The organism is Pseudanabaenaceae cyanobacterium SKYG29 (genome assembly GCA_025055675.1).
Taxonomy (GTDB): domain Bacteria; phylum Cyanobacteriota; class Cyanobacteriia; order Pseudanabaenales; family Pseudanabaenaceae; genus M5B4.
In genome coordinates, this window is the sequence record JANWWT010000001.1 from 941,078 (window position 1) to 953,662 (window position 12,585).

General features: G+C 44.2%; 13 protein-coding genes and 2 pseudogenes. 12 read left to right on the plus strand and 3 right to left on the minus strand.

What is annotated here, in order from left to right:
* Positions 1–8: 8 nt before the first annotated feature.
* The 5 genes and pseudogenes from NZM01_04470 (at position 9) to NZM01_04490 (ending at position 3,391) form a co-directional block, all read left to right on the plus strand.
* The gene (locus NZM01_04470) at positions 9–665 is read left to right on the plus strand and encodes a hypothetical protein (protein MCS6959283.1); all 657 of its coding nucleotides are present in this window, start codon (positions 9–11) and stop codon (positions 663–665) included.
* A 90-nt stretch (positions 666–755) separates the two neighbouring features.
* Positions 756–1,010, plus strand: a complete 255-nt coding sequence (locus tag NZM01_04475) for a DUF1830 domain-containing protein (protein ID MCS6959284.1) — start codon at positions 756–758, stop codon at positions 1,008–1,010.
* Complete coding sequence (locus NZM01_04480; protein ID MCS6959285.1) at positions 1,003–1,623, plus strand: bifunctional 4-hydroxy-2-oxoglutarate aldolase/2-dehydro-3-deoxy-phosphogluconate aldolase; 621 nt, start codon at positions 1,003–1,005, stop codon at positions 1,621–1,623. The genes NZM01_04475 and NZM01_04480 overlap by 8 nt, the downstream gene beginning before the upstream one ends.
* A gap of 35 nt (positions 1,624–1,658) precedes the next feature.
* Positions 1,659–2,453: pseudogene (locus NZM01_04485) on the plus strand (EcoRV family type II restriction endonuclease).
* Positions 2,453–3,391: pseudogene (locus tag NZM01_04490) on the plus strand (Dam family site-specific DNA-(adenine-N6)-methyltransferase). The pseudogenes NZM01_04485 and NZM01_04490 overlap by 1 nt, the downstream one beginning before the upstream one ends.
* Before the next feature lie 27 nt (positions 3,392–3,418).
* Here the strand turns inward: NZM01_04490 and NZM01_04495 are convergent.
* From NZM01_04495 to NZM01_04505, 3 genes are read right to left on the minus strand one after another with little or no spacing between them, the layout of a single operon-like run.
* A complete protein-coding gene (locus tag NZM01_04495) occupies positions 3,419–4,474 on the minus strand; it encodes an undecaprenyldiphospho-muramoylpentapeptide beta-N-acetylglucosaminyltransferase (GenBank protein ID MCS6959286.1) in 1,056 nt (351 codons plus the stop codon).
* Positions 4,471–5,160: a HEAT repeat domain-containing protein gene (locus NZM01_04500; protein MCS6959287.1), complete on the minus strand. Its 690-nt coding sequence runs from the start codon at positions 5,158–5,160 to the stop codon at positions 4,471–4,473. The genes NZM01_04495 and NZM01_04500 overlap by 4 nt, the downstream gene beginning before the upstream one ends.
* Before the next feature lie 28 nt (positions 5,161–5,188).
* Complete coding sequence (locus tag NZM01_04505; protein MCS6959288.1) at positions 5,189–6,178, minus strand: GTP-binding protein; 990 nt, start codon at positions 6,176–6,178, stop codon at positions 5,189–5,191.
* 93 nt (positions 6,179–6,271) lie between these two features.
* On the opposite strand from NZM01_04505, the gene psbM reads away from it, so the two are divergent.
* The 7 genes from psbM to NZM01_04540 all read left to right on the plus strand — a co-directional run bounded on the left by psbM (position 6,272) and on the right by NZM01_04540 (position 12,583).
* Positions 6,272–6,400, plus strand: coding sequence for a photosystem II reaction center protein PsbM (gene psbM, locus NZM01_04510; protein MCS6959289.1), 129 nt, complete (start codon positions 6,272–6,274; stop codon positions 6,398–6,400).
* Between the two features lie 233 nt (positions 6,401–6,633).
* A complete protein-coding gene (locus NZM01_04515) occupies positions 6,634–6,780 on the plus strand; it encodes a hypothetical protein (GenBank protein MCS6959290.1) in 147 nt (48 codons plus the stop codon).
* A gap of 17 nt (positions 6,781–6,797) precedes the next feature.
* Complete coding sequence (locus NZM01_04520) at positions 6,798–7,007, plus strand: response regulator (protein MCS6959291.1); 210 nt, start codon at positions 6,798–6,800, stop codon at positions 7,005–7,007.
* Positions 7,004–8,719, plus strand: a complete 1,716-nt coding sequence (locus NZM01_04525) for a response regulator (GenBank protein ID MCS6959292.1) — start codon at positions 7,004–7,006, stop codon at positions 8,717–8,719. Before NZM01_04520 ends, NZM01_04525 begins: the two co-directional genes overlap by 4 nt.
* A 250-nt stretch (positions 8,720–8,969) precedes the next feature.
* Positions 8,970–11,132, plus strand: a complete 2,163-nt coding sequence (locus NZM01_04530; GenBank protein MCS6959293.1) for a PAS domain S-box protein — start codon at positions 8,970–8,972, stop codon at positions 11,130–11,132.
* A 125-nt stretch (positions 11,133–11,257) separates the two neighbouring features.
* Positions 11,258–12,043 carry a hypothetical protein gene (locus NZM01_04535; GenBank protein MCS6959294.1) on the plus strand — a complete coding sequence of 262 codons (786 nt, stop codon included), beginning with the start codon at positions 11,258–11,260 and terminating at the stop codon, positions 12,041–12,043.
* A 6-nt stretch (positions 12,044–12,049) separates the two neighbouring features.
* Positions 12,050–12,583, plus strand: coding sequence for a (2Fe-2S)-binding protein (locus NZM01_04540; protein ID MCS6959295.1), 534 nt, complete (start codon positions 12,050–12,052; stop codon positions 12,581–12,583).
* The last annotated feature ends 2 nt before the right edge of the window (positions 12,584–12,585 follow it).

Below are 12,585 nucleotides of genomic sequence, written 5' to 3' on the forward strand. Positions count from 1 at the left end.
AGAAGGTTATGCTTTTACCCCTAAGTCGTCAACAATTAAATGAGCTACTCCCCCTCATTCCCACCAGGGAGCAATATGAGTACTACTGGGGTACAGGACAAGACCTATTTCGCCGTATCATGGTCTCCGTGGCTATTGCCACAATTGCTTGGGTGCTGCATTTTCGCGTAGTAAATACCCCCTGGGAACTAGTAGTGTTTATCGTGGGGGCAGTGGGAGCTTTTTACTGGTTGCTGGGACCTGTTCCCTTGGCCATGGGTCGCAATGCCCAGTTGCGCAAGTACCCCTACAGTGCTCTCTGGTGGGCGGTGATTGACGATTGCTATCTCTCGGAAGAGGTCTCCACTAAACAGGAGAAGGTGGATGAACGAGGGCGCTTAGATGTCAGCTATGCCACTGAGAGTTTTATCAATTTAGAACTGGGGGACGACGACACTGATATAGTCTTAACCTACCGCTCCCCCATGCAAAGGATTTACAAACGTATTGAACCAGGGGAGGAGATTTGCTTAATTATTTTTGCCGCCGATCGGCATTTTACCCGCCTGAGCCGTTGCACTAGTGATGCCTATATCCCTAGTTTGCGACTGTGGGTGAGTGACTACCCCTATCTCCGCCGCGACAGTTTCAAACAACTGGTTAGACAAATCCGTCTGAGGAAATAAATCGGTAAATTTCTTAAAAGGGTGTTACATTATACCGAACCTTTGCTCCCCTCTCCTATAGATTTATACTCATAGCAAGCGCCCTATACTATGAACAGCTTAGTACCCTGCACTTATCGCAATTTGGCTAATCATCCCCAAATTCTGCGTATTAGCGATGCTCGTGCCTACTTTGAGCGGACTGTATTTCCCAACCAGTGTATTGTCTTTGATGCTCCCGTTGGTTCTATTGTAGAAATTCACGAAGATGTGACCGCTCTTCCCAGTGATACGATTTGCTGTGAGGAGTTACGGGCGGTCAGCGCTGATCTCCTGCTACAGTATCAACCAGCGGAAATTGCTTGATTTATTTACTGTCCTGCACCGATCGCCCCTAGTGGCGGTCATTCGTACTTCTACTCCCTCTGTGGCAATTGCCTGTGGGCGGTGTGCTGTGGAGGGAGGTATTACTTGTGTAGAAATTAGTTGGCAAACACCCCAAATCGATGTGGTCATCCGTACATTGCGCCGCGACTTTCCTGAGTTAATCCTAGGGGCGGGAACACTCACAACCAGAGAGATGGTGCAAAAAGCGATTAGTTGGGGCAGTCAGTTTCTGTTTTCCCCCGTTCATACTGTCGAGGTGATTGAGGCGGCAAGGGCAGAGGAAGTACCGATCGTGGCAGGAGCAACCACTCCCACCGAAATTTTTACCGCCTGGCAGAGGGGAGCCACAGCAGTCAAAGTTTTTCCTGTGGCTAACTTGGGGGGAGTTAGTTACATCAAAGCCCTCAAGCCTGTTTTTCCTGATATTCCCCTCATCCCCACAGGGGGAGTAACGATCGAGAATGCCAAATCTTTCCTACAAGCAGGGGCTGTGGCTGTGGGGCTAGCTACGGATTTGTTTCCCCCCCATTTGGTGGCGCAGGAGGACTGGGCAAAAATTACCGATCGGATTCGTCGTTTAACCCAAAGTTAATTTACCCCTATCAACCAGACTAGTAAGGTAAGGTGATGGACAAAAATAGCTTTTTAGCTGCACTGCAGGCAGAAGTAGCCATATTCAATAAAGCAGTTTCTACCCCTAGTGGTGACTGGATCATTAAGGGCTTCATAGATATAGCCAAGAATATTTATACGCTGTCGCCAGACACAAAAGTTATCTCCAAAATTATGGAACTGCTGTTGCTGCCAGAGCTAGCAAGCTTTGCTGAAAGAAATGGCTTAAAAACAGTCTTATCAGAACAACAAAATTTTTACCCAGATATAAGTTTTGTAGGTAGTGATGGTCAATGCTTTGCTCTTGGATTTGAAGACTACTTATAGAGTTAGCAATACCGCGTAAATGGTATGACACTTGGAGCTTTTACTGGTTATTTTCGAGAAAGAAGTAGTACAAAGAATGTAACCTTCCCCTAGGACTCTTATAGTGGTCATTTTGTTCTTGGTGTAATTTACTCAAAAACAAGTCAGTTAATCAATCAGGAAAGAAAATACACCCTTGATGAACTCGAACAGATTACTTCTGTTATCAAAGACATACAGTTTTTCGTCCAGGAAAAGTATCGTATTGCTTCTGATTGTCCAGGCAGTGGAAATACTAAGAGCATCGGTTCGGTTACAGAAATTGATAAAGAAATTGATAAACTTGTCAGTGGCTCTGGTCCATTTGCTGGTCTAGGAGAAGAAATATTTGATGATTACTGGATGTATTACCTTACCAAGGATATGGATAGGGCGGCGGAACTACAACAACCGCCTTACACTAACTTATCTGATTATTTGCATTACAGGGGCTTGGTGAAATGATGACTCAGAAGCTACCACTTAAAGTAAAGCAGATTGTTATCCCCCCGATAAAGTGTCAGGGTATTAAAACTAAGCTCGTCAAATTCATCCTAAGCAGTATTTCATGGCATGGCCGAGGGCGATGGATAGAGCCATTTCTGGGTTCAGGTGTAGTTCTATTCAATGTTCAACCAGAGCATGCTTTAGTTAATGATATTAATCCCCATATCATCCATCTATATTAGATGATTTGTAATGGTAGTTTGCTACCTGAAGAAGTAAGAGACTACTTGACAGCAGAGGGTAAAAAATTGCAAGCAAAAGGTGCAGATTATTACTATGCAGTCAGGGAAAGGTTCAACAAAAGTGGTGATCCGCTAGACTTTATCTTCCTAAACAGGTCATGTTTCAACGGAGTAGTACGGTTTAATAACAAAGGGGAGTTTAATGTTCCATTTTGTCATAAGCCGAATCGCTTTCGTCAAGGCTATGTGACCAAAATAGTTAATCAAATTATACGGATACGTCAAATAGTTCGGGGGAAAGACTGGGAGTTTCGTATTGGAGATTGGCGAAACATTCTGGAAAATGTGACGGAAAATGATTTTGTCTATCTTGACCCACCCTATATTGGCAGGCACACAGATTATTATCAGCAGTGGTCTGTGCAGGATGCAGCAGATTTGGCAAAAACGGTTCTCAACCTGCCCTGTGGTTTTGCCTTGTCTACATGGAAAGCAAATAAATATCGCACAAACTTGCATATTACTTACTATTGGCATGGGCTGATAGAAAGAACTTGCTCTCACTTTTATCATGTCGGCTCCACTGAAAATCTTAGAAATTATATGGAGGAAGCCCTGTTGATAAAACCTGGATATGAAGCAGTAAATTTGGAACCAGTTCATTCTCTTGACTCCCTGCAACTAGAACTTGCTTTGCCCAGCAAAGTAGATTGATGGATCTCTTGCCTAAGACTTAAACTATTAATTAATAATCGATTCAAAGCGAGATACTATCCACTCGATCGGGTTTTGCATGTCATTTCTTTGCATATTCTGGATATAGGTGTCTTTTTGTTGCCACAGACGATCGAGGGCAAGGAGCAGACTAGACACACTCAAATCTTCCTCTGGCAAAACAGCACTATAACCCGCTTGGGCAAAGGACTGGGCATTGAGAATTTGGTCACCACGGCTGGCTTGAGTTGAAAGAGGAATCAACAAATGAGGTTTGCGCAGTGCTAGCAGTTCAAACAGCGAATTAGCCCCCGCCCGCGATACCACCAAGTCCGCTGCTGCCAGACAGTCCTTCAACTCCGCGGTGAGATAGGCGAATTGCCGATAATGGGGGACATCTCCTAACTCTGGTCTTGTATTCCCTTGACCGCAGAGATGAATAACCTGATAGCGATCGGTCAACTGGGGCAGTCCCTGCCAAATTACCTGATTGATCCGCTGCGCTCCCGAACTACCCCCCATCACCAACAGGACAGGTTTATGGGCATCAAAGCGACAGAAATCTAAGCCTTGGTGTTTGTCCCCCCTGAGTAAGTCCGATCGGATGGGTAACCCTACTACCTTTGCCCTGGGTATATACATGCGAGTTTCAGGGAACGTAACCCACACCTCTCTAGCAAAGGGAACAGACAGCTTGTTTGCTAGTCCAGGGGAATAGTCCGACTCATGGATAACGACAGGAATCCCTCGCAGCCAGGCTGCCACTACCACAGGTACTGTGACAAAACCCCCCTTGGAAAAAACCAGTTGCGGTTGACATTGCCCCAAAATTTTGTGAGCTTGGGCTAAGCCCTGTAGAACTCTGAAAGGGTCAGTAAAATTGCGCCAATCAAAGTAACGCCGCAGCTTACCGCTACTGATGCCATAAAAGGGCAAATCTTTGACTAATTCTGCTTCTATGCCCCCTTGGGAACCAATGTAACTTATTTCCCAGCCCGCCTGCCGCAAAGCATCCACCAAAGCCAAGTTGGGGTTTACATGTCCTGCCGTTCCTCCCCCTGTCAAAACAATTCGCTTGCTCATGGGTAAACTAGGTCACAATAGCCCCGTTCGTATTCAAAACTGCCCAACATCTGCAAGCCCCACTCATCCCCAATCCGCCGCAGGGCAATAGAGGCATCTGACTGCACCCCCAAATCCTCATCCTGGAGTGCATCCACCAACAACTCTACCCCCTCCTCCCGATCCTCGTAATGGGGCAACAACTTCCCCAATGCCCACACACAATTACTGCGGATTACGGCTACCTCCTCACGGCGATAGGCGGCGATTAGATGGGGCACAGCTTCACCCAACCCCAACTGTCCCAGGGCACTAGCCGCCCACAAACGCACTGCCGTAATATCATTCTGTAAACTCCAGATTAAAGGCTCTAATGCTCTGGGGTCGCGGGAATTCCCCAATGCCCACACTACCCCCTTACGCACATAGCCATTCCAATCCTCCAATTGCTGAATCAAAGGGGGAACTGCCGATCGATCGGGATTCCTGCCCAGGGCATAGGCAGCACTTACCCGTACAAGGGGGCATTCATCCTGGAGTAACCGAATCAAGTGGGGTATTGCCCTGGCATCCTCCAGTTCACAAAATGCCCGGGCGGCTGTCATCCGCTCCAGGGGTACCGCCGAACACAGCAAAGGTAACATCTCCTCTGGGTCAGGGGGCGGTGGTAATTCAGGGTACTCGTTTTGGCAGTCCAGTTCATCCATGGGATATAGTCTAGCGGCAATTGTACCCCTAGGAAACTAGACACAACCTCAGTTGCTCCTTAATTTTGTCCCCGTCAAGGTTCCTGCCAATCAGCACCAGCTGTACGCCAGTGGGAGGCTTACTATCATCGGTTTTCAGTTCATAGCGCTTACCGCTCAGTTGAAAAATATAACGGGGAGCCAATTTCTCAAACCATAAAATCCCTTTGGCGCGGAACACATCCACAGGCAACTGTTTGTCCAAAAAATGCTGGAACCGATCGAGATTAAAGGGACGATCGGCAGTAAAGGAAACCGCCATAAAGCCATCATTTTCTAGGTGATGGGAGTGGTGATGATGATCATGGTCATGATTGTGGTGGTGGTCATGCTTTGGCTTGATCTCTTTGAGGTCGGGATTAGCCAGGTTGACATCTAAAATCAGGGGCAGTGGTACCTCTCCTCTAACTGCTCGGAGTATACGTGCTCCTTTCTTTTCCTGTCTAATATATTCCTCCAACTGGGTCAGTTTCTCCTCCGTTACTAGGTCGGTCTTATTCAAGATAATGATGTCACTGTAGATTACCTGATTATAAGCCGCTTCACTGTCAAAATGCTCAGGTGTAAAGGCTTCACTGTCAATTACTGTCAGAATCGAATCCAATCTAGTTAGGAACTGTAACTCCGTCCCCAAAAAGGTCAAAGCGATCGGTAGGGGGTCAGCTATCCCCGTTGTTTCTAGCACCATGTAGTCAATCCGATCGTTGCGTTCCAGCACGTTGTAAACCGCATCGACTAAGTTGTCATTGATCGTGCAACAGACACAGCCATTACTGAGTTCTACCATATCTTCTTCTACTGCTACCAGTAATTGGCTATCAATGTTAATGTCACCGAATTCATTCACTAAAACTGCTACCTTCAACCCCTGCTGATTTTGTAAAATATGATTGAGTAAAGTAGTTTTACCACTACCCAGAAAGCCAGTGATAATAGTGACGGGCATTCCCCGTTTTGGTATATCTAAATTAGCGACCATAAACCACCCTAGGAATCTCCCTCCATTATAGGGGATACGCCCACTGCCAAGTTAAGGTAGAATCATAGGCAGCAATCTATGGGAGCAAAATCTATGGAAGGACTAGAAGTCAACTACTGGGGTCTGGTAGCTACGATACTGGCAGTCTTTGTGCCCTGTGTGTTCCTGATCGTGTTGTACCTGCAAACTTCCAGTCGTGAAGAAGCAGGGGGTCGCCGTTAAACTTTATTTTTTTTAGTTATACGGGGTGCTTTGCAGGAGAGGAGTGGACGCTCCTCTTTTTTTACGTGTTTTTTGTAGTTTTTTGTTACTTCCTTGACGGAATTAACCAGTTACTGTTACTATAATATACCGTAGTCTTAGCTAATGTCCCAGTTTAGCTGTGCTTCAAACCCATTTCCTTGTGTTTTGTGAGTGTTTGTTGCTATATTTGTAAAAAATTATGTATACAAGCTATGACTAAAGTTCTCCTTATCGATGATGAACCTGATATTTGTGACCTAATTAAAGCAGCTCTGGAGGAGTTGGCAAAATGGTCTGTAACTGTGTGCTCTTCTAGTGATAACGTTTTTTTTTCCTCAATTCGGAGCACTTTGATGTGATTTTGCTGGATATATCCATGCCCAGGAAGGATGGTATAACGCTTTACCAGGAAATGAAAGCTCAAAGCCTAATAGAAACAACGCCTGTGATTTTGATCACTGCCAAAGTGCTACCCAGTGAAGTAAGAGAATTCAAAAGTATGGGTATTGCGGGGGTAATTGCCAAACCCTTTGATCCCACTACCTTAGCCCAAGAGATTGCCAAAATTCTCGGGTGGCAATTATGAAAGTGCTACTAGTGGATGACGATCGGGACTTCTGTGATTACATTAGTACTGTTTTAACAGAGCACAGATATGCGGTTGATGTTTTCCACAGGGGGAAATTGGTACTAGACATAGTTTCCTTTGGTTACGATGTGGTTATCCTCGATGTCAATCTGCCAGATATAAACGGGATCGAACTTTGTCAAAGACTCAGGCATAGGGGCATCTCTACACCAATTCTGATGTTAACCGCAAGTCACGATCGTAGTGTACAAGGATTAGACCAAGGTGCAGATGACTACATAGTTAAACCGTGTAAAATAGAGGAACTATTAGCTAGAATGCGTGCCTTGTTAAGGCGGAAAACGGATACATTAACTACTATTCTTCGGTGGGGTCGGCTCAGTCTCAATCCTGTAGAAGGTATAGTCAAGTACGATGAGCAAGTAGTTAATTTACGTCCCAAAGAGTACCAATTACTGGAGTTATTTCTGCGGAATCCGCAGCGTCTTTTGGATAGGGATACCATTATTAGTCATATCTGGAGGATGGATGATGTGCCCACTAATCATGCGGTTACTAACCTCATCAAAGACTTAAGGAAAAGACTACAGGGGGCAGGGATGACAGAAGATTTCATCCAGACTATCTATGGTGTAGGGTATAGGCTAAGGGAACCACCGATCGATTCTCTACAATCTATTCAAGAGAACTTCCTAAAAAATTTAGATCAGCGTCTGCAGGCATTACAAACAGCTATCCAACCTATTATTGACAACACTGCGCAAGCCCATCACTATGGCGAGGCGGAAAAACTTGCCCATCAACTAGCGGGTTCCCTGGGAACATTTGGTTTGCCAGAGGCATCGACCATCAGTCGATCGTTGGAACTTCTCTTAAAACAGCCTAATAATGTCAGTGTTGATAGTTTACGTGAGATGATAGCAAGGCTGAAGCAAGCTATTTCCGTAACACCACAGCCGATGGCAACAGTTCATTTTTTCAACTTAGGTTTAGTTACACGGGACATCAAGTTTGCCGATCAATTTTACCTACACATTCTCAGTAGTAAGCTCAAACTAATTGTTTTAGAACCCCAGGAAATACTCGCCCAGGGTCACAAACTTAACCTAATCATTCTGCGGCTAGAGGAACAGGCAGACCATATCCTAGTTCGTAATTTAAGGACGAAGCATCCTAACGTACCCATTTTCGTCTTAGATACATATCCAGATACAATTGAGCGCCGTGTTGAAGTCAGCAAATTCCAACCTGATCTGTATTTCAGTAGCAATATTCCCTTAACTCAGGTAGTAACAACAGTTTGTCATGCTCTATGCCCTGCAAAGAAACGCCACGTCTTGGTTGTAGATGATGACCCTGACTTTTTACAGCTAGTGACAGACCTTTTGCAACAGCATCACTTCACAGTTACTAGTATAGAAGACTCTAGTCAAATTCTAGCTACCTTAGCAAAGGAAAAATTCGACCTACTACTAATTGATTTCGACATGCCCAAATTCAATGGACTAGAAATCTGCCGATCGCTTAAATATTCCCATACATACAGTGAGCTACCAATTGTGTTTGTTACTGCCCATACATACCTAGCAGAGACGTTATTTAGCGCTGGGGCTAATGATGTTATACCCAAACTTAATGTTAATTACTACCTATTGCCGCGTATAATAAAGCTAATAAGTCAGAATAGGCAATATGAAACTCCGCCATAAGCTATGGTTATCTGTGATCAGTGCCTTATTAGTGAGCAGTGGGGTCATTTGCCCCATTTTTTTCTTTGCTCACAGACATCATACAAAACTGTATCAAGAACGGGATAGAGTAGAGATATACAAAGATCAACACAACTATAGTATCTTCCAACTTATTGTCCTTTCTGCCATAAGTACATCAATTCAGTCAATGTTTATCTTGTTATTGATTGATCACCTAGTCATCAGCAAAATTGGGAAAATAAAAAGCATGGTGCAGGTTTTATCAGAAGTAGTTAAAGACAATAATTTTCTAGATGATCAGTCTGTGGACAGTGACGCTGATGAATTGAATGCAATTCTAAACTATGTAAATGGTGTGATACAGAAATTACAGCAATTACTTATAAAAGATGCAGAGAAAAATCAAACTTTGGAATTACAAAACCAATGTTTATCTTGTCTCTTAGTAGGAGAGTCGATAAAAGCTAGCCTACAGCTGCTTGCTCATCTAATTGAACTTAGGATTCCTGACTCTAAGTGTTTATTCTTGGAGTGCCTGAATGGTAAGTTAAGGGTCTTGACAGCAACAGACTTACCTAAATCTTACCTAGATGCAATTGATGGTATTCCCATAGGAGAGGGTATCGGTTCTTGTGGTACAGCTGCCTTTAGAGGAGAGGTAGTAGTTGTATCTGACATAAGTACCCATCCCTATTTTGCCAATTTTCGCAACCTGCATAGAGAACATGGCCTACGGGCTTGTTGGTCTATACCAATATTGAAACGTAGTGGTCATGAGGCATTGGGTGTAGTGTCTATTTATCATACTCGGAGTGTCAGTCCTACTGAGGAGGAGATAAAGATTATACAATCTGTCGCTTTTGCAGCAGGGCTAGCGATAGAAAAGGAGCGAACAAAACAGACGATAAATGCTCAGATAGCAAAAGAAAGGGAGTTAGCGGAACAGTTAAGACATGAGTTATACGCTCGTCAAAAGGTAGAGAAAAGCTTACGTGATGTTATCCAGGAGTTGAACTATCATATCAATAACTCCCCTTTAGCAACTATAAAATGGGATCGGAACCTAACAATTGTAAGCTGGTCAAAACGTGCAGAAGTCATGTTCGGCTGGACAGCGGCAGAGGTTGTAGGGAAAAATGTATTTGACTCTGACTTTAAGTTTATCCATGAAGATAATATCCGCCAGTTATTTACTCATGTCCAAGAACTGGTGAGGCACAATTTCACCATTACCACCAAGTATAACTATCGTAAGGATGGAACTATTATATACTGTGAGTGGTACAGTTCAGCATTGCTGGATGAGGAAGGAGAGATTATTTCCATTCTTTCCCTTGTGCAAGATATAAGTTTGCGCAAGGAATATGAGGATTTAATCCTGATGAGAACGGAAGAACTCGATCGTTTTTTCTCTGTTGTACCAGACTTTTTGTGCATAGTTGATCTAGACGGTAACATTGTCCGTGTTAACTCCCAGTGGGAGAAGGTGTTAGGGTATAGCTATCAAGAAATAGTGGGTTCCTTGATTATGAACTATGTCCATGCGGAGGATGTAGTTGACCAACAAAAAGTGTTGACAGAACTGAGAAACAATAAATCACTACATAACATAGTAGCTCGTCTTAGGTGTGCTGATGGTAGTTATCGCTGGGTGGAATGGAATGCTAGTCTGCTGGGGGATTATGTCTATGCTGCCGGGAGGGATATTACAGAGAGGTTGGCAATTGAGCGGATGAAAAATGAGTTTGTCTCTGTGGTCAGCCATGAAATTCGTACTCCTTTAACTGGTATTCGTGGTGCTCTGGGTATGTTGGCATCAGGGGCTTATGACCAAAATCCCGACAAGAGAAACAGAATGATGCAGATTGCCACTAATAATTGCGATCGGATCAACAATTTAGTTAAGGATATTTTGGCTTTGGAAAGACTAAACTCAGGTAAGATGGTCTTGCAGAAGACCCACTGCGATTTATGTGAGATTATCAACCGATCGATCGAGGCTGTTATTCATCTGGCGGAGGCAGCAAAAGTTAACATTATCAATCAGTCCCGTGAACAGCGGTTGTATGCAGACCCAGGGGCGTTAGAGCAGGTATTTGTTAATCTCTTGAGCAATGCTATCAAGTTTTCTCCTCCCGACAGTAATGTTACTATCGCTTCTGCCCCCAGGAACAACAATACTGTCCAAGTCACAGTAAATGACCAGGGGCGGGGCATTCCCTCTGATAAGTTGGAAACAATCTTTGACCCATTTCAACAAGTTGACCCCTCTGACGCTAGGGATCGGGGCGGCACAGGTCTGGGGCTTGCCATTTGTAAGAAAATTGTAAAAGAGCATGGAGGCAAGATTTGGGCAGACAGCACACTAGGACAAGGTAGTGTATTTTACATAGTACTGCCTTTGGCATAGGTAATTTTTTATGAGCTATTTGCTCAATTTTTACTTATTTGTTACTTTTTTAGTCTACATTATTTGATTAACCGAGGATTGATTAATCACTATCAGAAGGTTGTAGACATGAAAAGGGGGTGGATATGGTAGCTGCGCCGGCAAACACTGAAGGCAATAGCAAGCCGATAGTCCTGTTGGCAGATTACCGTGACAGTCTTGCCCACAGTCTCAGGCAGAGTTTAGGCTCTGATCAATATGAACTTTATTTCTGCTCCACGTTGGAAGCTATCGATCGCTTTCTGGCGGACACTACTCCCCACTTACTTGTAGTTGGTTCTTTGCTAGATGCTAGCTGTTTAGAGGTACAGCGTCTATATGGCAACAAAACAGGTAATGTCATTATTCTTGTCGATGATACAGAAGTAAACCCCTTTTTCCGAGAGTGGGTGAAGAAGAAGGGAGTATATGAGGTTATCAGTATCACAGCAGGCAAATTCCGTCTTCTACTAGATGTGATTGAAAGGGCTTTATTCGGGACGCAGGGTGTCGCACAAGATAAGGGCAAGGAAACAGAGCTATACTGTACCTATGAAGACGCTTTGCTTTGTCTGCAAGAAATTAGTCAGGTTAGTTTGCAATATTTTGGACCGCTAGCGATCGGTAACTACTGGAAGAAAGCAAAAGCAACAATTGCCGATCGGGAGTGGCAAGATTTGTGGTCAATTGATCACAACGGCAGAATTGGTTTAGTAGGAGGGCAAAAGAGCTTACGCACGAAATTAACAGAGCGAGAATTCGCCCTATTACAGACATTTGTTCGTGGTTTTATGGGTGAGTGCGAACGCATTATTAAAGATTACACCAAGGTAGTGCAGCCAAAACTGTCCCATAAAACTGCAGCTTTATTATCGATTGTTGTTAATCAGTAACCGCCTATGATTCTTTCTGAACCTACTACTATGCAGGATGTTGACGCTGTCCTGACCCTAGAAATCAATGGGGAAATTAAAAATACCCGCAAGGGCACAAGGTTGCTCAGTGCTCTCCTTGCCAACCATGCCAAGCTACTCAAAGCCTGCGGGGGACAAGGTCGATGTGCTACCTGCCACGTATTCATTAACAAGGGGATGGAAAATTTAACACCCCATACGGAGCAAGAGTTAATGACTCTCAGCATTATGAAAATCACGCAGGAGAATGCGCGACTTGCCTGTCAGTGCATGATTCTGGGCAGTGGTATTTCTGTGACTGTACCCAAGGGTAGATATATTGGTGCAGAAGCAGAACTAGAAGCCTTGATTGGTAAGCGAGCAGAACAGACGCTCTTACACCCCATTACAGGGGAAGTTTTGGTAGATGCAGGTAAATTGATCCTGCGATCGGCACTGCAGAAATTGCAAACGGTCAACCAAGAGTTTGATGCAGCAATGCGTTCTCTAGTTACTAAGAAATTCACGAAGGAGAAGTAAAC